The sequence below is a fragment of the Blastococcus sp. SYSU DS0616 genome, assembly GCF_054051015.1.
On the sequence record NZ_JBJHAJ010000002.1, the window covers coordinates 145,031 to 165,764 of the forward strand.

Here is a 20,734-nt window from a genome sequence, read left to right on the forward strand (position 1 = left end):
CGCCCGGCGAACGACGGGCCGGGGGCGGTGAGGCTGCTCACGTGCCGCCGCGGCCCGCCGGACGGCCGGCTCCGCCCGGGGAGACCACCCCGGGCGGAGCCGGCCGGGGCTCAGTCCGTCGAGCCGTCGTCCCGCGAAGTCACCGGGGCGTTCCTCGGGTCCGGCGGACCCTCGCCGCGCCCGGGGGTGTCCAGACCGTCGTGGCTCCCCGGAGCGGGCACGTTGCGCCCGGTCCGGTCGGCGCCCGGGTCCCCGGCACCCGTCGGGCTGGTGTAGCCGGCTGCCTCGTCGCGCTTGTTCTTGGCCAGGCTGGCGACGGTGGTGATCAGCAGGGTGACGAGGATGACCGTCAGGGACAGCCACGTCGGGATCTCGGGCACCACGGTGACGTGCTCCCCACCGTTGATGAACGGCAGCTCGTTCTCGTGCAGGGCGTGGATGAGCAGCTTGATCCCGATGAAGCCGAGGATCACCGCGAGGCCGTAGGCCAGGTAGACCAGGCGGTCCAGCAGGCCGTCGATCAGGAAGAAGAGCTGCCGCAGCCCGAGCAGCGCGAAGGCGTTGGCGCTGAACACCAGGTAGGTCTCCTGGGTCAGCCCGAAGATCGCCGGGATGGAGTCGACGGCGAAGAGGATGTCGGCGCTGCCGATGGCCACCAGTGCGATCGCCAGGGGCGTGATGTAGCGCTTGCCCTCGAGCTTCGTGACCATCCGGTCGCCGTGGTACTCCTTCGTCGTCGGCACGGCCTTGCGGGTGAGGCGGAGGAGGAGGTTCTCCTTGAACTCCTCGTCCTCGTTGTGCCCGCCGCTGCGCGCCTGCGCCCAGGCGGTGTAGATGAGGAATCCGCCGAAGAGGTAGAAGACCCAGCTGAAGTTGTTGATCGCCGCGGCGCCGACGAGGATGAAGGCGGTCCGCAGGACCAGCGCGAACGCGATCCCGAACAGCAGCACCTTCTGCTGCAGCTCCCGCGGTACCGCGAAGCTCGCCATGATCAGCACGAAGACGAACAGGTTGTCCACCGAGAGGCTCTTCTCGGTGATGTAGCCGGCGAAGTACTCACCGCCGTACGTGCCGCCGTAGGCCCACAGGATCAGCAGTCCGAAGACGACCGCGATCCCGACGTAGATGGCCGACCAGGTGGCCGATTCCCGCAGGGTCGGCGCGTGCGGCGTGCGCACGTGCCCGTAGAAGTCGAACACGAGCATGCCCACGATCGCGCCGACCGTGACCGCCCACACCCAGAAGGGCACGTCCATTGCAGAAGACCTCCGGTATCACTGCCAGCCATCCGGCACCGGAGGTCTCTCCCGCCGCCGGCCCGAGGCCTGCGGCCGGCAGCACCGGAGGCCATGGGACCTCGTGATGACGACGCTGCCGCGCGGGGATACTCCCCTCCATTGTGCATCCCGCCGCCGTGCAGACGTCGTCGGATGCGGGCGCCGGGGTGCTGGGCGACACGCTACCCCGAGGGCGCCGGAACCACCGCCCGTGCGTCCAGGCGCGCCGCCCGGCCCCGCTCCCGGGCCCACCGACCGGCCGCCGTCAGGCGTGCGCGGCGTCGAACTGGCGCAGCTCCTTCTTCAGCTCGTTCAGCTCGTCCCGCAGGCGGGCGGCGACCTCGAACTGCAGCTCGCGGGCGGCGGCGAGCATCTGCTCGTTCATCTGCGTGATCAGGTCGGCCAGCTCGGCACGCGGCAGGCCCTGCACGTCGATCGAGCCGGCCTTGACCTTGCCCTTCGACGACAGCCCCGGCACCGGGGCCTTGCCGCGGGACTGCTGCCGCCCCGATCCGCCGACGAGCTCGACCGACTCGGAGTCCTCCGCCTCGCGGTAGATGCCGTCGAGGATGTCGACGATCTTCTTCCGCAGCGGCTGGGGGTCGATGCCCCGCTCGGTGTTGTAGGCGATCTGCTTCTCGCGCCGGCGGCTGGTCTCGTCGATCGCCTGGGCCATGGACGGGGTGATCTTGTCGGCGTACATGTGCACCTGGCCGGAGACGTTGCGCGCCGCGCGGCCGATCGTCTGGATCAGCGACTTGCCCGACCGGAGGAAGCCCTCCTTGTCGGCGTCGAGGATCGCCACCAGCGACACCTCGGGCAGGTCCAGCCCCTCGCGCAGCAGGTTGATGCCGACGAGCACGTCATACTCGCCCTGCCGGAGTTCCCGGAGCAGCTCGACGCGGCGCAGGGTGTCGACCTCGGAGTGCAGGTACCGCACCTTGATGCCCAGCTCGAGCAGGTAGTCGGTCAGGTCCTCGGCCATCTTCTTGGTGAGCGTGGTGACCAGGATCCGCTCGTCCTTCTCGGTGCGCAGGCGGATCTCGTGCACCAGGTCGTCGATCTGCCCCTTCGTCGGCTTCACCACCACCTCCGGGTCGACCAGCCCCGTCGGCCGGATGACCTGCTCGACGACGTCGCCCTGGACGCGGCCGAGCTCGTAGTCCCCGGGCGTTGCCGAGAGGTACACCGTCTGGCCGATCCGGTCGGCGAACTCCTCCCACTTCAGCGGGCGGTTGTCCATCGCCGACGGCAGCCGGAACCCGTGCTCGACGAGCGTGCGCTTGCGGCTCATGTCGCCCTCGTACATGCCGCCGATCTGCGGCACGGTCACGTGCGACTCGTCGATGACCAGCAGGAAGTCGTCGGGGAAGTAGTCGATGAGGCAGGCACCGGCGCTACCGGCCGCCCGGCCGTCGATGTGCCGCGAGTAGTTCTCGATGCCGGAGCAGAACCCGACCTGGCGCATCATCTCGATGTCGTAGGTGGTGCGCATGCGCAGCCGCTGCGCCTCCAGCAGCTTGCCCTGCTTCTCGAGCTCCGCCAGGCGTACCTCCAGCTCCGCCTCGATGGAGGCGATCGCCCGCTCCATGCGGTCGGGGCCGGCCACGTAGTGGCTGGCCGGGAAGACGAACAGCTCCTCCACCTCGCGCACGACCTCGCCGGTGAGCGGGTGCAGGTAGTACAGCCGCTCCACCTCGTCGCCGAACATCTCGATCCGGACGGCGAGCTCCTCGTAGACCGGGAAGACCTCGATCGTGTCGCCGCGCACCCGGAACGTGCCACGGGTGAAGGCGAGGTCGTTGCGGGTGTACTGCTCGGTGACCAGGGTGCGCAGCAGCTCGTCGCGGTCCCGCTCCTCCCCCACCGAGATCTTCAGCGCGCGGTCGACGTACTCCTCGGGCGTGCCCAGGCCGTAGATGCAGGAGACCGTGGACACCACCACGACGTCGCGCCGGGTGAGCAGGCTGTTCGTGGCCGAGTGCCGCAGCCGCTCGACCTCCTCGTTGATCGAGGAGTCCTTCTCGATGTAGGTGTCCGTCTGCGGGACGTAGGCCTCGGGCTGGTAGTAGTCGTAGTAGGAGACGAAGTACTCGACCGCCGCGTCGGGCAGCAGCTCGCGGAACTCGTTGGCCAGCTGCGCGGCGAGGGTCTTGTTCGGCGCCATCACCAGCGTCGGGCGCTGCACCTGCTCGATCAGCCACGCCGTGGTCGCGGACTTGCCGGTGCCGGTGGCGCCGAGCAGGACCACGTCCTTCTCCCCGGCGTTCACCCGCTCGGCGAGCGCCTTGATCGCCGCCGGCTGGTCGCCCGCGGGCTCGAACTCGCTGACGACGCGGAAGCGCCCCTGCGTGGGCCGGAGATCGGTGGTCGTGCGCACGCGACGACGGTACGTCGGCGGTGTGACAGAAGGCGTCGCGCGCGCACCGGGCGGTGGCTGGGGCGGAGGGGACGGCGGCGGCGGGGCCGGTACTTGTCTGCTCCGGCTCGCACCCCTAGCGTGCCCAGTCGCAGGAGCGGTCCGCGCCGAGGACCAGCGCCACCCGGGGCTCCCCGGGCGAGGTCGGACCCGGCGCGCCGCCGGCCCCACCCCACCGGGCAGGTGGCACCGCCGCCCCCCGGTCGGCCGGGCCCCCGGTGGCATCCCGGCCGGACCTGCGCACGACGCCCCCCGCGGTCCGCCGCGGGGGGCGTCGTCGTCCGTCGGAGCGGCGTCCCGCCGGAGACCCGGGGCACGGTCGCCGGTCTCACGCCCGCCGGAGGTGTGGCGAGCCCCGGACGCGGGCACCGGGGTCCCGACGTCCGTCCCGACCCGGTCACGCGAGCACGCGCCCGGGTCTCCCGCCCCCAGCCCCGGGGCGCCCTGCGCAGGAGGAACGACCCAGATGACCCAGGTGTGGCCCGGTAGCGCCTATCCCCTCGGTGCCACGTACGACGGCACCGGAACCAACTTCGCGATCTTCAGCGAGGTGGCCGAGAAGGTGGAGCTGTGCCTGTTCGACGAGGACGGCAACGAGGAGCGGGTCCGGCTGCCCGAGATGGACGGGTACGTCTGGCACGCGTTCCTCCCCGGCGTCCACCCGGGCCAGAAGTACGGCTTCCGGGTGCACGGGCCCTACGACCCCTCGCAGGGCCTGCGCTGCAACCCGAACAAGCTGCTGCTCGATCCGTATGCCAAGGCGATCGACGGCCAGGTCGCCTGGCACCCCTCGGTCTTCGGCTACGACTTCGAGACCCAGGAACGCAACGACGAGGACTCGGCCCCGCACATGCCGAAGTCCGTCGTCGTCAACCCGTTCTTCGACTGGGGCGTCGACCGCCCGCCGAAGACCCCCTACAACAAGACGGTCATCTACGAGGCCCACGTCAAGGGGCTGACGATGACCAACCCGCGGATCCCCGAGGAGCTGCGCGGTACGTACGCCGGCATCGCCCACCCGGCGACGATCGAGCACCTCACCGACCTGGGCATCACCGCCCTCGAGCTGCTGCCGGTGCACCGCTTCGTGCAGGACGACACCCTGCAGCAGAAGGGCCTGCGCAACTACTGGGGCTACAACTCGATCGGCTTCTTCGCGCCGCACGACGAGTACGCCAGCGACACGACGGCGGGTCAGCAGGTGCAGGAGTTCAAGGGCATGGTGCGCGCCCTGCACGAGGCGGGCATCGAGGTCATCCTCGACGTCGTCTACAACCACACGGCCGAGGGCAACCACCTGGGCCCGACCCTGTCGTTCAAGGGCATCGACAACCGGGCGTACTACAAGCTCGTCGAGGGCGACGAGCAGTACTACATGGACTACACCGGCACCGGCAACACGCTCAACGTCCGGACGCCGCAGGCGCTGCAGCTCATCATGGACTCGCTGCGCTACTGGGTCACCGAGATGCACGTCGACGGCTTCCGCTTCGACCTCGCCTCCGCCCTGGCCCGCGAGCTGCACGCCGTCGACCGGCTGGCCACCTTCTTCGACCTCGTGCACCAGGACCCGGTCGTCAGCCAGGTGAAGCTGATCGCCGAGCCCTGGGACGTCGGCGAGGGCGGGTACCAGGTCGGCAACTTCCCGGCCCTGTGGACCGAGTGGAACGGCAAGTACCGCGACACGGTCCGCGACTTCTGGCGCGGCGAAGGCGGCACGATCGGGGAGTTCGCCGACCGCATCTCCGGCTCCTCCGACCTCTACCAGCACTCGGGCCGGCGACCGGTGGCCAGCATCAACTTCGTCACCGCGCACGACGGCTTCACCATGCGCGACCTCGTCTCCTACAACGATAAGCACAACGAGGCCAACGGTGAGGGCAACAACGACGGCGAGAGCCACAACCGCAGCTGGAACTGCGGGGTCGAGGGCGAGACCGACGACCCCGACGTGCTGGCCTGCCGGGCCCGCCAGCAGCGCAACTTCATCACCACGCTGATGCTGAGCCAGGGCGTGCCCATGCTGCTGCACGGTGACGAGCTCGGCCGCTCGCAGGGCGGCAACAACAACGGCTACTGCCAGGACTCGCCGCTGACGTGGATCGACTGGGAGAACGTCGACGAGGGGCTGCTGGAGTTCACCAAGAAGGTCACCAAGCTCCGCGCCGACCACCCGACGTTCCGCCGTCGCCGGTTCTTCCACGGCCGGCCGGTCCGCCGCGGGCTGGGCGACCCGGTGCCCGACATCGCCTGGCTCGCCCCGACCGGCGAGGAGATGGCCGACGAGGACTGGGACGCCGCCTACGCCAAGTCGCTGGCGGTCTACCTCAACGGCGTCGGGATCCGGGAGACCGACGAGCGCGGCGAGTACGTCTCCGACGACCACTTCTACCTGGCGTTCAACGCCTCGCACGAGCCGATCGAGTTCACCCTGCCCAGCGCCGACTACTCGCGGAGCTGGACGCCGGTGCTCGACACCGCCGAGATGCACGAGGTGGAGCCGGTCGAGGTGAAGCCCGGCGAGACGGTGACCGTGCAGGCCCGCTCGATCATCGTCCTGACGGGTCCCGCCCAGTGAGCGAGCCCATCCAGGTGCCCGGGGACGAGCGTCGCCGCGCGGACCCCACGGCGACGTACCGGCTGCAGGTGCACGCCGGCTTCCCGCTGCAGGACGCCGCCGAGGTCGCGGGCTACCTCGCGGACCTCGGCGTCACCCACGCCTACTCCTCCCCGCTGCTCCGCTCGGCCGAGGGCAGCAACCACGGGTACGACACCGTGGACCACGCGCACATCGACGAGGCGCGGGGCGGGCAGGCCGGCTTCGACCGGTTCGTCGCCGCGCTGCACGAGCACGGGCTCGGGCTGGTGCTCGACCTGGTGCCCAACCACATGGGCGTCGACGACCCGGCGGCGGCGCCGTGGTGGTGGGACGTGCTGCAGCACGGCCGGGACAGCGCGCACGCGGACGCCTTCGACATCGACTGGGACTTCGGCGGCGGGAAGGTCCGCATCCCCGTCCTGGGCTCCGCGGACGACGTCGAGAAGCTCGAGGTGGTGGACGGGGAGCTCCGCTACTACGACAACCGCTTCCCCATCGCCCCCGGAACCGGGGACGGAACGCCGCAGGAGGTGCACGCGAGGCAGCACTACGAGCTGGTGGACTGGCGCCGCGCGGACAGCGACCTGAACTACCGGCGCTTCTTCGCGATCAACACGCTCGCCGGGCTGCGGGTCGAGGACCCGGCGGTCTTCCAGGCCACGCACGAGCTGGTGCTGCGACTGGTGCACGACGGCGCCGTCGACGGGCTGCGCATCGACCACCCGGACGGGCTGGCCGACCCGAAGGGCTACCTGGACCGCCTGGCCCAGGCGTCGGACGGCCGGTGGACGGTCGTGGAGAAGATCCTCGAACCCGGGGAGGACCTCCCCGAGAGCTGGGCGACGGCGGGGACGACGGGTTACGACGCCCTCGCCGAGGTGGACGAGGTGCTCGTCGACCCGGCCGGGGAGCCGGCGCTGACCGCGCTGGACACCGAACTCGCCGGCCGGCGGGTCGACTACGCCCAGCTGGTCCACGACTGCAAGCGCGAGGTCACCGACGGGATGCTCGGCTCGGAGGTCGCCCGGCTGGTCCGGGTCATCGGCGCGCTCGGAGGGGCGGGCGGCGGCGCGGTCGACCGGGAGCAGGAGACCGAGGCGCTGGCCGAGCTGCTCGCCTCCTTCCCGGTCTACCGGAGCTACCTGCCCGACGGCCGGGAGCACCTGGACCGGACCGTGGCCGCGGTCCGGGAACGCCGCCCCGACCTGGCGCCGGCGCTGGAGGCGCTGCACCCGGTGCTCTCGCAGGCCGGTACCGAGGCGGCCACCCGCTTCGAGCAGACCAGCGGGCCGGTCATGGCCAAGGGCGTCGAGGACAGCGCGTACTACCGGTGGGCGCGCTTCGCGGCGCTGAACGAGGTGGGCGGTGACCCGGCCCGCTTCGGCAACACGGTCGCCGAGTTCCACGAGGCACAGCGCCGGCGGCTGGCGTTGCGGCCGCGATCGATGACCACGCTGTCCACGCACGACACCAAGCGCAGCGAGGACGTGCGCGCCCGGCTGGCGGTACTCGCCGAGCTCCCCGCCGACTGGGCGCGGCTCGTGCGGGGCTGGATCACCCGGCACCCGCTGGCCGACCGCTCGCTGGCCCACCTGGTGTGGCAGAACCTGGTCGGCGCGTGGCCGCTCTCCCGGGAGCGGGCGCACACCTACGCGGAGAAGGCGGCCCGCGAGGCCGGCACCTCGACCACCTGGACCGCTCCGGACCAGGAGTTCGAGGAGCAGCTGCACGCCCTGGTCGACGCCGCGTTCGACGACCCCACGACGCGGTCGGAGATCGACGCCTTCGTCACCCGGATCGCGCCGCTGGGCTGGTCGAACTCGCTGACCCAGAAGCTCCTGCAGCTGACGATGCCCGGTGTCCCCGACGTCTACCAGGGCACCGAGCTGTGGGACTTCTCGCTGGTCGACCCGGACAACCGCCGCCCCGTGGACTACGCCCTGCGCCGGCAGCTGCTCGCCCGGCTCGACGGCGGGGAGGTGCCCGCGGTGGACGAGTCCGGCGCGGCGAAGCTGCTGGTCGTGTCGCGCACCCTGCGCGCCCGCCGGGACCACCCCGAGTGGTTCACCGCCTACGAGCCGGTGGCGGTCACCGGGGCGGCGGCCGACCACGTCATCGCCTACGACCGCGGCGGTGTCGTCGTGGTCGGCACGCGGCTGCCGGCGAAGCTGGCGCAGGACGGCTGGGGCGACACCGCGCTCCAGCTGCCGAACGGCGCGTGGCGGGACCTGCTCACCGGTGGACGGGCGGTCTCGGACGTCGCCGGTATCGCTGCCGACGTCGTGCTCTCCCGCCTGCCGGTGACGCTGCTCGTGCGGGAGTAGGCGGCACCGCCGGTGGCGCCGGAGCATCCTCCCGCGCCACCGGCCGACGTCACGACACCATCCGGGCCTCGGGCGGTGCGGTCGCACGACGCCGCCGGGGTCCTGGCTCCGGCACCGGGTGCGGTGCCGTCGGCAGGGACCAGTGCTCCCCGAGCCAGGCATCGAACGAACGGGGCTCGTACCGCATCGTGCCCCCGCTCGGGTACGGCGTGAACTCGCCGAACCAGACCGCGTTCCCCGTGGTGTAGAGGTCGACCCGCATGAAGTCGAAGGACCGCCCGAGGACCCGCGCGGCGTGCAGCATGGCGGCCAGGTTCTCCGGCGCCGCCATCGGCGGCCCGCACGGGGCGACGAGCTGGACGGGGATCTGCTCCCACTCGGGGGTGTAGTAGCTGCGCGTCTGCTCGCGCGTGAACCTGCCCCGGTCCACCTGGATCGCGGCGACCTCGCCGTCGAAGACGAGGAACTTGAAGTCGTCCAGGCGCGCTCCCCCGGCGATGTGCTCCTCGAGCACGAACAGCTTGCGCGCCCTGCTGTAGGCCCACTCCCCCAGCAGCGCACTCTGGTCGTCCCGCAGCCACTCCCGCGTCGCCGCCACGGTCGACGCGTCGATCACCTCCGAGGCCGCCCCGAAGCGCACCAGGCCGCTGCGGTGGTTCGGCTTGAGCACCCACGGGCGGTCGGACGCGCGACCGACCACCTCGCCCAGGTCCTCGCCCCACCACAGGGTCTCGGGCACCAGCACGCCGGCCTCCTGCTGGAGGCAACGCGCGTGCTCCTTCATCGCCAGCTTGTCGCAGGTCCACTCCAGCTCGGGCCGGCGGTCCCGAAGGATGCGCCAGCTGACCTTCTCCGTGAACGTCCGCGGGTCGCGGAGCCGAGGGAGGCGCCGCTGCCCGGCCAGGTAGAGGTACCGCCGTCGGGCGGCCGGCGGCAGGAAGCCGGCGAACCGGCGGTGCGCGGGCTGCAGGCAGGAGCGGAGAACCGCGTTGAGCTGGCTCCGGGGCATCACGAGCTCCTTCCGCGCGGGGCACCTGTTCGTCCGACGTTCTCCTGACCGTGGTGGACACAGGTATCCCACCGTGGCGGAGAGGCTAGTGGGGAAAGCGCCGCCCGACGTCCCCCCGTCGAGCGAGGCGCCACCCGCGGGACCGGTGCTCCGGGCAGCTCAGAAGCGGATCGCATCGATCACCTTGGCGCGGACGGCGATGATCGCGGGCAGCAGGCCGGCCAGCGCGCCGACCGCCGTCGCGGCGACCAGACCCTCCACCGCCGCGGCGACCGGGAAACCGGGGGCGTCGGCGAGCGGGATGCCATCGTTGAGCCACTGCTCGAGCGGCAGGTTGCGGACGAGCACGATCGACGCACCCACCGCGGCGACGCCGGCGAGCGCGGTCGCGCAGACGCTCTCCAGCATCACCGCGGAGAAGATCCGGCCGGACGTCGCACCGAAGCTGCGCCGGACGCCGATCTCGCGGATCCGCTGCCGCACGGTGACCAGCCCGATGTTGAGCACCCCGAGACCACCGAGCACCAGCACGACGATGCCGGCCCCGCGGATGGCCAGCCGCAGCATGGCCAGGGTCTCCTCCATCCCGGAGGCGTCCTGCCGGAAGGTGTCCACCTGCACCCCGCCCAGCGCGGCACCGAGATCGCGGGACACCGTCTCCATCACCTGCTCGGCCTGGTCCGGCGGCACCCACAGCTCCAGCGTGCTGGGCCCGCCGTACATCGCCTGGGCAGGATCGACCGCGCCGGCGTCGTCCCACGCCCCACCGGACCGGTCGACGCGGTAGACGATGGGCTCGGTACCCCACCCTTCGCGGACGACGCCCACGATGGTCGCCCGCACCGGGGCCGGCCCGCCCAGGACCACGGTGGGCCGGGCCGACAGGTCGGGGACGCCGAGGACCTCGAGGAACGCCTCGTTGACCACGAGCGCCGGGCTCAGGGACGTGCGGTCGCCCTCCCGGAACCACCGGCCCTGCACCGGCTCCTTGCGGTGCAGCCCGCCGAAGGACGGCGACACCCGCATCGTCTGCACCCGCTGGGTGCCCCCGGGCAGCCGGTAGAGCCCCTCGCCGTAGGAGATGCTGGCCGCCGTCGCGATGTCGTAGCGGTCCACCAGGTCGGCCACGGCGGCGTCCCACTCCGCCGGGTCGGGCGGCATGCCGGTCACCGGGTCGTAGGCGTTGACGGCGACCGTCGCCGGCCGGCCCGAGCCGCGCTCGGCGGACTCCTGCTGCACCTGGGCCACGATGAGCCCGAGCGCCGTCACCGTGGTCATCGCGAAGACCGCCAGGAACACCCCGACCAGGGACAGGACCGCGCGGCTCTTGTGGACCCGCACCTCGTCCCAGGCCTCCGACAGCGCGCCGAGGACGCCGGTCATGCGGTGCCCCGGTCGGCGGTCGCGGCGTCGAGGGCGCCGACCTCGACCAGCGGGGAGAGCCGGCCCCCGTCGAGCCGGAACCGCCGGTCGGCCAGCGCGGCCACCGAGAGGTCGTGCGTGATGGTGACGAGCGCGGCACCGTTCTCCGCGGTGGCCCGGGCGAGCAGCTCCATCACCTGTGCCCCGGTCTCCACGTCGAGCGCGCCGGTCGGCTCGTCGGCCAGCACGACCCGCGGCGCGCGGACCAGCGCCCGGGCGATCGCGACCCGCTGCTGCTCCCCACCGGAGAGCCGTTCGGGGACCTGGTCGGCCCGGGCGCCCAGACCGACCCGGTCGAGCATCTCGGCCGCGGTGCGGCGGCGCCGCAGGAACTCGCGGCCGCGGGCGTACAGCAGGGGGGCGGCCACGTTCTCGACCGCGGTCCGTCTCGGGAGCAGGTTGAACTGCTGGAAGACGAAGCCGAAGACCTCGCCGCGCAGCCGCGAGCGGCGGCGGGCCCGGAGGTGGTCGGTGGGCTCGCCGTCGAGGAGGTAGCTGCCGGCGGTGGGGGCGTCCAGCAGGCCGAGGATGTTCAGCAGCGTCGACTTGCCCGACCCCGAGCGGCCGACGATCGACACGTGCTCGCCGGGCGCCACGTCGAGGTCGACGCCGGTGAGGATCGGCAGCACGGTGCCGTCCGGGAGGCCGACCTCCCGGCTGACGCCGCGCAGGGACAGCAGGCTCATCCGTACGGCCCGCCCATCATCGGGTCGTCCACCGAGTCGTCGGGCACCGGCACGAACTGCAGCACCTGCTCGCCCTCCGCCACGCCGTCCCGGACCTCGATCTGGTCGCCGTCGCTGAGCCCGAGGGCGACCGACCGCTGCTCCTGGGCGCCGTCGGCGCCGACGACCCAGACGTTGCCCTGCTGCACCGAGCCCTGCACCGCGGTGATCGGCACGACCAGGACCCCCTCGGCGGTGCCGGCGGCGACCGCGACCGTCGCCGCCATGCCGGCGAACACGGTCACCTCCGGCGGCACCGCGCAGCGGGCGGTGGTGCCGCCGGACTGCGCCGGCACGGGGAATCCGCCGGCGTCATCCCCTGCCGCCGCCGGCGCTCCCGCACCGAGCGCCAGCGCGGTGCAGGTGAACGGCGCGGGGCCGCCCTGCACCGTCACCTCCGCGGTGGAGGGCGGCGCCAGCAGCCGGAACTGCTCTGCCTGGGTCAGCGAGGCCGTGACCGACAGCGTGCCCGGGGAGATCTCGCCGAGCTCGTCGCCCACCGACACCACCTGGTCGACGAGCGCGTCCATCGCCGTCACGGTGCCGCCGCTGGGGGCGGGCACGGTGACCGTCCGGACCTTCGGCGGCCGCGGGGTGACCGTGGGATTGCCCTCGGCGTCGGTGCCGGTGACCGGCTCCTGCTCCTCCTCGACCCGGATCTCCAGCACCGCCTGCCCGGCCGCGAGCGTCCCGCCCCGAGGGACGAGGACCCGCCGCACCGTGCCGGCGGCGGTCGCACGGACCGGCACCGGGTCGTCGGCGACGACGGTGCCCGCCACCGTGACCGTGTTGGCCACCGTGCCGCGGGCGACCGGGACCACCGGGGCGGTGAGGTCGAGCGTCGGCGCGCCCGACCCGGCCGGGCCGCCGCCGGTCCCGCCGCCCCGGAAGGCGAGCACCACGAGCGCCACGGCGATGACCGACCACACCAGCAGCCGCAGGGCGGGGAAGACCAGGGTGCGGACCGTGCCCACGGGCGACCTCCGATGAACGGGTACCCACCGGTACCGGTGGTGCGGGACGATAACGCGTGCCCGGCCGGTCACGGCCCGTTCCGGTCGCGCCACGCGGCGCGGGTTCCCGCGGGCGCCCCGGTGCGGCCCTCGGCGTGGGCGCCACGGGGAGCAGCTGCCGGTCGCGGCCGATCGCGTGGTTGGGCGGCGGCGGTGCGGGCATGAAGCTCGCGCCTGGAACCCCTCGGCCAGGTCCGTCCCGCCCGCCCCCCTGGAGGCCCCCGCATGTCCGCACCCGTCGAGTTCTCCGTCTGGGCCCCGCTGCCCGAGCGCGTGCGGGTCCAGGTCGACGGCACCGTCCACGACATGCGCCGGGACGAGGGCGGCTGGTGGCGCGCCGAGGTGGAGGCCGGGCCGGAGGCCGACTACGGCTTCCTCGTGGACGACGACAGCACGCCCCGCCCCGACCCGCGGTCCCGTCGCCAGCCCGAGGGCGTGCACGGGCTGTCCCGCCGGTTCGACCCGTCCGCCCACCGCTGGGGCGACGGTGCGTGGACCGGCCGCCAGCTCGCCGGCGGCTCCGTCTACGAGCTGCACGTGGGCACCTTCACCCCGGAGGGGACGCTGGACGCCGCGGTCGCGCGGCTGGACCACCTGGTCGACCTCGGGATCGACTTCGTCGAGCTGCTGCCGGTCAACGCCTTCGACGGCACCCACAACTGGGGCTACGACGGCGTGCTCTGGTACGCGGTGCAGGAGACCTACGGCGGCCCCGCCGCCTACCAGCGCTTCGTCGACGCCTGCCACCAGCGCGGCCTGGGCGTGATCCAGGACGTCGTCTACAACCACCTCGGCCCGTCGGGGAACTACCTGCCGCTGTTCATGCCGATCTTCAGCGAGGGCGGCGCGAACACCTGGGGGGAATCGGTCAACCTCTCGGGGCCGGACTCCGACGAGGTGCGCCGCTACATCCTCGACAACGCGCTGATGTGGCTGCGCGACATGCACGTCGACGGGTTGCGGCTGGACGCCGTCCACGCCCTGGTCGACGAGCGGGCCACCCATCTCCTGGAGGAGATGGCGCAGGAGGTGGACCGCCTCTCGGCGGCCGTCGGGCGGCCGCTGACCCTGATCGCGGAGAGCGACCTCAACGACCCCCGGATGGTGACCCCGCGGGTGGCGGGCGGCACGGGCATCCACGCCCAGTGGAGCGACGACTTCCACCACGCGCTGCACGCCACGCTGACCGGCGAGGACCAGGGCTACTACCGGGACTTCGCGCAGGCCGGGCTGGGCGGCCTGGCCAAGACCCTCACCGGCGCCTTCTTCCACGACGGCGCGTGGTCGAGCTTCCGGCGCCGGCACCACGGCCGGCCGGTGGACACCGCACGGCTGCCGGGCTGGAAGTTCGTCACCTATCTGCAGGACCACGACCAGATCGGCAACCGTGCCGTGGGCGACCGGATCTCGGCCTCCCTCTCCCCCGGGCTGCTGGCCGTCGGTGCGACGCTCGTGCTGACCAGCCCGTTCACCCCCATGCTGTTCATGGGCGAGGAGTGGGGCGCCGCCACGCCGTGGCAGTTCTTCACCAGCCACACCGACCCCGAGATCGGCCGGGCGACGGCGGAGGGGCGCAAGGGCGAGTTCGCCGAGCACGGCTGGGACGCCGACGAGGTGCCCGACCCGCAGGACCCCGAGACCTTCACCCGGTCGAAGCTGGACTGGTCGGAGCTGGGCGCGGAGCCCCACGACCGGCTGCTGGCCGTGCACCGCTCGCTGCTCGCCCTGCGCCGGGCGCACCCGGACCTGGTGGACGCCGACCTCTCCGCCGTGCAGGTCAACTGGGACGACGCCGACCGCTGGCTGGTCGTGCACCGGGGCTCCCTGCGGGTGGTGGCGAACCTGGCGGACCAGCCGCGGGAGATCGACCTCGACGTGCCGGCCGGTGACGTGCTCTTCGCGACCGGTGAGCTGCCGGACCTCGACGGACGCACGGTGACGCTCCCGCCGGAGAGCGCGGCCGTGCTCGGCACCCGCTGACGTGCGCCGGCTGTTCCCCGAGCCGGCCGAGCTCGACGACGCCGGCCTCGTCGAGGCCTACCGCTGCCCGCCCGGGCGGTGGCTGCGCATGGACTTCATCGCCTCGCTCGACGGCGCCGTCACCGTCGACGGGGTGAGCGCCGGCCTGGGATCGCCCGGCGACCGCCGGGTGTTCCGCGTGCTGCGCGCGCTCGCCGACGTCGTCCTCGTCGGGCACGGCACGGCGGCGACCGAGGGCTACCGGCCGGTGCTGCCCGACTCGCCGGTCGGCCGGCTGCGGGAGTCCCTCGGCCGCACGCCCGCGATGCCGGTCGCCGTGGTGTCCCGGCGGGCGTCGCTGGACCCCGCGAGCAGGCTGGTGGCCGACGCCGTCCGCCCGACCGTCCTGGTCACCTGCGCGGCGGCCGACCCCGGCCGCCGCGCGGCCCTGGCCGCGGCCGGCGTCGAGGTGCTGGTGTGCGGCGACGACGACGTGGACCTGCCCGCCGCCCTGGAGGCGCTCGCCGGGCGCGGGCTGGAGCAGGTGACCTGCGAGGGCGGCCCGCAGCTGCTGCGCACCGCGCTGGCGGCCGGGGTCGTCGACGAGCTGGACCTGTCGGTGTCACCGGCGCTGGTCGGCGGCGAGGCCCGGCTGCTCGACGCAGCCCTGCCGGCACCGGTGCGGTTGACGCTGCGCCAGGTGCTCGAGGAGGACGGGATGCTCTTCACCCGGTACGGCGTGGACGGCGCGTCGCTCGCGTAGGGAGGAACCGTCGGCCCGGGGTCACGCCCGGACGACGGCGACGGTCCCGCGCACGACGGTGCCGTCCGCCGCGGTCCACTCGGCCTCGATCGAGCCCGCGCCCTCCCCCGGTGCGCCGTCGCCGGGCTGCAGCACCCGGACGAACTCGACCGAGCCGGTGGCCTCCGGCGCGCCGGCACCGGTCCAGCGGCGCGCCACCGAGGGATCGGGTGTGTCGCTGTCGTCCTGGTGCTGCGCCTCGGCCGCCCCCGCGACGAATGCCCGCACCTGGGCGACGGCGACCGGGTCGTGCGCGGCGTCGTAGATCCAGCGCGTGCCGAGGACGCCGTGCTCGGACGTGCCGAGCAGCCCCTCCTCCGCCCCGGCGAGGGGTGCGCCGCGGTAGCTCAGCGGCACGAAGTAGGTCGTCTCCCGCCCTGGGGGGCCGTCGGCGACCACGATGAACTCGAGCCCGACCTCGCCCGCGGGGTCGTCCAGCCGGAACCCCCCGGCGCGCCGCAGCGCCGGCGGCGCGCCCGGCGGGCGGTACCAGGGCTGGCGGGGCAGCCACCCGCCGATCAGCTCGAGCTTGGTCGGCACCATCGTCGTCCGGTGGATCGTCGCCATGGCCCCATCCTGCTCCCGTGGACGGCACCGCAGCAGGTGGCGTGCGAGGGTGGGGCGACGGACGAGGCCCGCGAGCCGGTACGAGGAGAGCCCGTGGAACCGCTGGACCGGGACGGCATGGCCGGGCGTCTCGCCGGCTTCCCGCGGGTGGCCGCGGAGCGGCCCGAGCTGAAGCAGGCGGCCGTCGCCGTGTGCGTGACCGTCCGCGACGGCGCTCCCTGCCTGGTGATCACCCGCCGCGCCGCGGGGCTGCGGGCGCACGCGGGTCAGTGGGCGCTGCCCGGCGGGCGGCTCGACGCCGGTGAGGGCCCCGTCGAGGGCGCCCTCCGCGAGCTGCGCGAGGAGGTCGGGCTCGACCTGGGGCCCTCGGCCGTCCTCGGGCTGCTCGACGACTACGTGACGCGCTCGGGCTACGTGATGACGCCGGTGGCCTGCTGGGCCGGTCCGGTCGACCGCCTCACCGGGTCCGAACGCGAGGTGGCCGCCGTCCACGAGGTGCCGCTGGCCGACCTCGACGTCGACCCGGTCGTCGAGACCATCCCCGAGTCCGAGGCGCCGGTGATCCGGCTGCCGCTGCTGGGCGGCCACGTGCACGCGCCCACGGCGGCGGTGGTCCACCAGTTCTGCCGGATCGCCTGCCGCGGCGAGGTGCAGCGGGTCGTCCACTACGAGCAGCCGGTCTTCGCCTGGCGCTAGCCGTGGCCACCGCCGCGACGCGGCCGCCGCCGGTGCGGTGGTGCTGCTTGACTGACCGGCATGGATCTGCCCGTGCAGCCGCCGGTGAAGCCGATGCTGGCCAAGGCCGCGACGAAGGTGCCGACCGGCGACGACTGGTTCTACGAGCCCAAGTGGGACGGCTTCCGCTGCATCGTGTTCCGCGACGGCGACGAGGTGGAGCTGGGCAGCCGCAACGAGCGCCCGCTCACCCGCTACTTCCCCGACGTCGTGGCGGCGGTCAAGGCCAACCTGCCGGAGCGCTGCGTCGTCGACGGCGAGATCATCGTGCCGCGGGGCGACCGGCTGCACTTCGAGGCGCTGCTGCAGCGCATCCACCCCGCCGAGTCCCGCGTCACCCTGCTCGCCGAGCAGACGCCGGCGTCGTTCGTGGCGTTCGACCTGCTGGCCGTGGGCGACGAGTCGCTGCTCGAGACGCCGTTCGCCGACCGGCGGGCCCGGCTGGAGACCGCGCTGGCCGGCGCCCGGGCGCCCGTGTACCTGACCGGCGTCACCCGCGACCCCGCGACCGCCGAGCGCTGGTTCGAGACCTTCGAGGGCGCCGGCCTGGACGGCGTCGTCGCCAAGTCGGCCGCCCTGCCCTACGGCCCCGACCAGCGGCTGATGACCAAGGTGAAGCACGTGCGGACGGCGGACTGCGTCGTCGCGGGTTTCCGCTGGCACAAGAGCGGGCCGATCGTCGGCTCGCTGCTGCTCGGGCTCTACGACGGCGGCGAGCTGCAGCACATCGGCGTCGCGGCGTCCTTCCCGATGAAGCGCCGGGCCGAGCTGGTCGAGGAGCTCGCGCCCTACCGCGCCGAGGCGCTCGACGGCCACCCCTGGCAGGACTGGGCGAACGCCCAGGTGCAGGCCGACGGCGAGCAGCGGATGCCCGGAGCGGTGAGCCGGTGGAACGCGAAGAAGGACCTCTCGTGGGTCCCGCTGCGGCCGGAGCTGGTCGTGGAGATCAAGTACGACCAGCTCGAGGGCCGTCGACTCCGTCACACCGGTCAGTTCCTCCGCTGGCGCCCCGACCGCGACCCCCGCAGCTGCACGTACGACCAGCTCGAGGTGCCGGTCCGCTACGACCTGGGCGAGGTCCTGGAGGGCTGAGACGGTGCTCCGCGGCGGCCTTTCTGCTGGGGCCCGCCGCGAGCGTGCGAGCGGTGGGGGGCAGAAAGGTCCCTATGCTCGTGATCATGCGTCTGCACCGAGGCCTCCCGGCCGCCGCGTCCGGCCTGCTGCTGGCCTTGCCCCTCACGCTGAGCGGCTGCACGTCGTTCGGGGAGAGCGCCGAGGAACCGGCGGCGACCACCACGGCCCCGGCCGAGCCCGAGGCGGCGCCGATCGAGTGGACCGACTGCGACGCGCAGATCGAGCCGCTGATCGAGGGCCTGCCCGGCAGCGAGCGCGACATCGCCTTCGAGTGCGGCCGCACCGACGTGCCGATCAGCTACGACGAGCCCGGGGGCGCCACGCTGCCGCTCTTCCTGGTGCGCGCCGTGCTGGCCGGGCAGACCGACCGCATCGGCTCCCTCATGGTCAACCCCGGTGGACCGGGCGGCTCCGGCGCGGACGCCGCCATCGGGCTGGCGCTCACCCTCCCCGAGGACGTGCTGCGCCGCTTCGACGTCGTCGGCTTCGACCCGCGCGGCGTGGGTCTGTCCACACCCGTCGAGTGCATCCCGAAGGAGCTCAAGGACCGCGCGATCGCCGCGGAGCCCCGCCCCACCACCGACGAGCAGCTCGACAGCGTCTTCGCACTCTCCCGCGAGATCGCCGAGGGCTGCGCCGAGGAGTACGGCGAGGCGCTCGGCACGTTCAACACCGTGGACACCGCGCATGACATGGAGCGGCTGCGCGAGGCCCTGGGCGAGGAGCAGCTCAACTACCTCGGCTACTCCTACGGCACCACGCTGGGCTCCACCTACGCCGAGCTCTACCCCGACCGGGTGCGCGCCATGGTCCTCGACGCCGCGGTCGACCCCGACGACGACGCCATCGCCGAGGCGGAGGCCAGCGCCGCCGGGTTCGAGGCCGGCTTCGACGCCTTCGCCGAGAACTGCCGGGGCCTGATCGCCGGCTGCCCGCTGGGCGACGACCCCCGGCGCTTCCTCGAGGACCTGCTCGCACAGGCACAGGCCGCGCCGATCCCGAGCAGCGAGGAGGGCGAGACCCGCCAGGCCACGCCCGGCGTCGTCCTCACCGCGGTGCAGGCGGCGCTCTACGACACCGCGTCGTGGCCGCAGCTGGCGCAGGGCCTCGCCGCCGCCCGCGACGGCGACGCCCGGGCGCTCTTCTCGCTGGCCGACGACTACAGCGGGCGGCTGGAGGACGGGTCGTACTCCAACCTCCTCGACGCCAACGTGGCCATCAACTGCGCCGACACCGAGGAGACGGTGGAGGAGAGCCGGGTCCGCCAGCTCGCCGCCGAGTGGGGCGAGCGGTACCCGCTCTTCGGCGCCGGTTCCGCCGCCGGGCTGTTCACCTGCTCGGTGTGGGAGGCCGACCGCACCCCGGTTCCGGAGCGCGACGCCGAGGGCAGCAACCCGATCGTCGTCGCGGGGAACGCCGGTGACCCGGTGACCCCGCTGGCCGGCGCCGTCGACCTCGCCGAGGACCTCGACAACGGCGTGCTGCTGACCTGGGAGGGGCAGGGCCACACCGCCTACCCCAAGACCGACTGCGTCACCGGGGCGATCAACGCCTACCTCATCGACCTGGCGCCCCCCATGGACGGGCTGACCTGTCCGGCGTGACACTCGTCGGCCCCGGAGCGAGCGGAGCAGCTGCATGGCCACGAGCAAGGACGCCGTCGTCCTCGACGTCGACGGGCACGAGGTGCGGGTGTCCAACCCGGAGAAGCCCTACTTCCCCGATCGCGGGATCCGCAAGATCGACGTCGTGCAGTACTTCCTCGCCGTGGGCGAGGGGATCCTCTTCGCGCTGAAGGACCGGCCGACGACGCTGGAGCGCTGGCCCGGCGGCTACTCCCCCGACGCGAAGATGGCCACGCGGGCGGACACCCACGGCGACGCGTTCTACCAGAAGCGGGTGCCCAAGAACGCCCCGGACTGGGTGCCGACCGCGCACATCACCTTCCCCAGCGGGCGCACCGCGGACGAGATCGCCCCGGACTCGGTCGCCGTCGTCGCGTGGTGCGCGAACCTCGGCACGCTCACGTTCCACCCCTGGCCGGTGGACAAGACCGACGTCGAGTCGCCGAACCAGATCCGCATCGACCTCGACCCCCAGCCGGGCACCGACTTCTCCGACGCGGTGTGGGTGGCGCCGCACGTGCGGGAGCTGCTGCACGAGTTCGGCATGGAGGGGTGGCCGAAGACCTCGGGCGGCCGCGGGGTGCACGTCTACGTGCCCATCCAGCCGCGCTGGACCTTCACCGACGTCCGCCGGGCGGTGATCGCCTTCGGCCGCGAGCTGGAACGCCGTCTCCCCGACCGCGTGACGATGTCCTGGTGGAAGGAGGAGCGCGGCGAGAAGATCTTCATCGACTACAACCAGATGGCCCGGGACCGCACGATCGCGTCGGCCTACTCGATCCGGCCCCGGCCGCACGCCCCCGTCTCCGCGCCGGTCGACTGGGACGAGCTGCCCGACGTGCACCCCGCCGACTTCGACGTGCTGAGCATGCCGGCCCGCTTCGCGGCCGTGGGTGACAAGCACGCCGGGCTGGCCGAGCACGCCTTCGGCATCGAACCGCTGCTGGAGCTGGCCGAGCGCCAGGCCGCCGACGACGGCCTCGGCGACCTGCCCTATCCACCGGACTACCCGAAGATGCCGGGCGAGCCCATGAGGGTGCAGCCCAGCCGCGCCCGCCGCACCGCCCCCACCGGGGACTGATCCCCGAGCGCCTCCCCGGAGCCGGCGGTCACTGCGTTCACCG

Annotated in this window: 15 protein-coding genes; 8 read left to right on the forward strand and 7 right to left on the reverse strand. The window is 73.3% G+C overall.

Features of this window, described 5'->3' with window-relative positions; all coding sequences use genetic code 11:
- Positions 1 to 110: 110 nt before the first annotated feature.
- Together ACI79K_RS02250 and uvrB are read right to left on the reverse strand one after the other, a co-directional pair.
- Positions 111 to 1,256: a TerC family protein gene (locus tag ACI79K_RS02250; protein WP_456587808.1), complete on the reverse strand. Its 1,146-nt coding sequence runs from the start codon at positions 1,254 to 1,256 to the stop codon at positions 111 to 113.
- Positions 1,257 to 1,542: 286 nt separating this feature from the next.
- A complete protein-coding gene (gene uvrB, locus ACI79K_RS02255) occupies positions 1,543 to 3,657 on the reverse strand; it encodes an excinuclease ABC subunit UvrB (protein WP_456587807.1) in 2,115 nt (704 codons plus the stop codon).
- Positions 3,658 to 4,162: 505 nt separating this feature from the next.
- Here uvrB and glgX point away from each other — a divergent pair.
- Positions 4,163 to 6,274 carry a glycogen debranching protein GlgX gene (glgX, locus tag ACI79K_RS02260; RefSeq protein WP_456598848.1) on the forward strand — a complete coding sequence of 704 codons (2,112 nt, stop codon included), beginning with the start codon at positions 4,163 to 4,165 and terminating at the stop codon, positions 6,272 to 6,274.
- Complete coding sequence (gene treY, locus ACI79K_RS02265) at positions 6,271 to 8,619, forward strand: malto-oligosyltrehalose synthase (RefSeq protein WP_456598849.1); 2,349 nt, start codon at positions 6,271 to 6,273, stop codon at positions 8,617 to 8,619. Before glgX ends, treY begins: the two co-directional genes overlap by 4 nt.
- 49 nt (positions 8,620 to 8,668) lie before the next feature.
- On the opposite strand, the gene ACI79K_RS02270 is transcribed toward treY, so the two are convergent.
- The 4 genes from ACI79K_RS02270 to ACI79K_RS02285 all read right to left on the reverse strand — a co-directional run bounded on the left by ACI79K_RS02270 (position 8,669) and on the right by ACI79K_RS02285 (position 12,749).
- Positions 8,669 to 9,628, reverse strand: coding sequence for an ATP-grasp fold amidoligase family protein (locus ACI79K_RS02270; protein ID WP_456598850.1), 960 nt, complete (start codon positions 9,626 to 9,628; stop codon positions 8,669 to 8,671).
- Between the two features lie 159 nt (positions 9,629 to 9,787).
- A complete protein-coding gene (locus tag ACI79K_RS02275; protein ID WP_456598851.1) occupies positions 9,788 to 11,011 on the reverse strand; it encodes an ABC transporter permease in 1,224 nt (407 codons plus the stop codon).
- On the reverse strand, positions 11,008 to 11,736 hold the full coding sequence (locus ACI79K_RS02280) for an ABC transporter ATP-binding protein (RefSeq protein WP_456587802.1): 729 nt from the start codon (positions 11,734 to 11,736) through the stop codon (positions 11,008 to 11,010). Before ACI79K_RS02280 ends, ACI79K_RS02275 begins: the two co-directional genes overlap by 4 nt.
- Complete coding sequence (locus tag ACI79K_RS02285) at positions 11,733 to 12,749, reverse strand: HlyD family efflux transporter periplasmic adaptor subunit (protein WP_456587801.1); 1,017 nt, start codon at positions 12,747 to 12,749, stop codon at positions 11,733 to 11,735. The genes ACI79K_RS02280 and ACI79K_RS02285 overlap by 4 nt, the downstream gene beginning before the upstream one ends.
- A 264-nt stretch (positions 12,750 to 13,013) precedes the next feature.
- Between ACI79K_RS02285 and treZ the strand changes: the two genes are divergently transcribed.
- Entirely contained in the window at positions 13,014 to 14,768 is a 1,755-nt protein-coding gene (gene treZ / locus ACI79K_RS02290; protein ID WP_456598852.1) for a malto-oligosyltrehalose trehalohydrolase, read from the forward strand.
- 1 nt (position 14,769) lies between these two features.
- The gene (locus tag ACI79K_RS02295; RefSeq protein ID WP_456598853.1) at positions 14,770 to 15,510 is read left to right on the forward strand and encodes a dihydrofolate reductase family protein; all 741 of its coding nucleotides are present in this window, start codon (positions 14,770 to 14,772) and stop codon (positions 15,508 to 15,510) included.
- Between the two features lie 21 nt (positions 15,511 to 15,531).
- On the opposite strand, the gene ACI79K_RS02300 is transcribed toward ACI79K_RS02295, so the two are convergent.
- On the reverse strand, positions 15,532 to 16,116 hold the full coding sequence (locus tag ACI79K_RS02300; RefSeq protein ID WP_456587798.1) for a maltokinase N-terminal cap-like domain-containing protein: 585 nt from the start codon (positions 16,114 to 16,116) through the stop codon (positions 15,532 to 15,534).
- A gap of 93 nt (positions 16,117 to 16,209) precedes the next feature.
- Here ACI79K_RS02300 and ACI79K_RS02305 point away from each other — a divergent pair, with 93 nt between their 5' ends.
- From ACI79K_RS02305 to ACI79K_RS02320, 4 genes are all read left to right on the forward strand, one after another.
- Entirely contained in the window at positions 16,210 to 16,812 is a 603-nt protein-coding gene (locus ACI79K_RS02305; protein ID WP_456598854.1) for an NUDIX hydrolase, read from the forward strand.
- 60 nt (positions 16,813 to 16,872) lie between these two features.
- Positions 16,873 to 17,943, forward strand: a complete 1,071-nt coding sequence (locus ACI79K_RS02310) for an ATP-dependent DNA ligase (protein ID WP_456587796.1) — start codon at positions 16,873 to 16,875, stop codon at positions 17,941 to 17,943.
- 86 nt (positions 17,944 to 18,029) lie between these two features.
- The gene (locus ACI79K_RS02315) at positions 18,030 to 19,589 is read left to right on the forward strand and encodes an alpha/beta hydrolase (RefSeq protein ID WP_456598855.1); all 1,560 of its coding nucleotides are present in this window, start codon (positions 18,030 to 18,032) and stop codon (positions 19,587 to 19,589) included.
- A 34-nt stretch (positions 19,590 to 19,623) separates the two neighbouring features.
- Positions 19,624 to 20,691, forward strand: coding sequence for a DNA polymerase domain-containing protein (locus ACI79K_RS02320; RefSeq protein WP_456598856.1), 1,068 nt, complete (start codon positions 19,624 to 19,626; stop codon positions 20,689 to 20,691).
- Positions 20,692 to 20,734: the final 43 nt, after the last annotated feature.

Excerpts from the sequence above, each read along its gene's own strand:
- ACI79K_RS02310 (WP_456587796.1), top strand. The coding sequence starts at position 16,873 with ATGGATCTGCCCGTGCAGCCGCCGGTGAAGCCGATGCTGGCCAAGGCC.
- ACI79K_RS02250 (WP_456587808.1), bottom strand. The coding sequence starts at position 1,256 with ATGGACGTGCCCTTCTGGGTGTGGGCGGTCACGGTCGGCGCGATCGTG.
- ACI79K_RS02315 (WP_456598855.1), top strand. The coding sequence starts at position 18,030 with ATGCGTCTGCACCGAGGCCTCCCGGCCGCCGCGTCCGGCCTGCTGCTG.
- ACI79K_RS02300 (WP_456587798.1), bottom strand. The coding sequence starts at position 16,116 with ATGGCGACGATCCACCGGACGACGATGGTGCCGACCAAGCTCGAGCTG.
- ACI79K_RS02280 (WP_456587802.1), bottom strand. The coding sequence starts at position 11,736 with ATGAGCCTGCTGTCCCTGCGCGGCGTCAGCCGGGAGGTCGGCCTCCCG.
- treZ (WP_456598852.1), top strand. The coding sequence starts at position 13,014 with ATGTCCGCACCCGTCGAGTTCTCCGTCTGGGCCCCGCTGCCCGAGCGC.
- glgX (WP_456598848.1), top strand. The coding sequence starts at position 4,163 with ATGACCCAGGTGTGGCCCGGTAGCGCCTATCCCCTCGGTGCCACGTAC.
- ACI79K_RS02275 (WP_456598851.1), bottom strand. The coding sequence starts at position 11,011 with ATGACCGGCGTCCTCGGCGCGCTGTCGGAGGCCTGGGACGAGGTGCGG.
- ACI79K_RS02320 (WP_456598856.1), top strand. The coding sequence starts at position 19,624 with ATGGCCACGAGCAAGGACGCCGTCGTCCTCGACGTCGACGGGCACGAG.
- ACI79K_RS02270 (WP_456598850.1), bottom strand. The coding sequence starts at position 9,628 with ATGCCCCGGAGCCAGCTCAACGCGGTTCTCCGCTCCTGCCTGCAGCCC.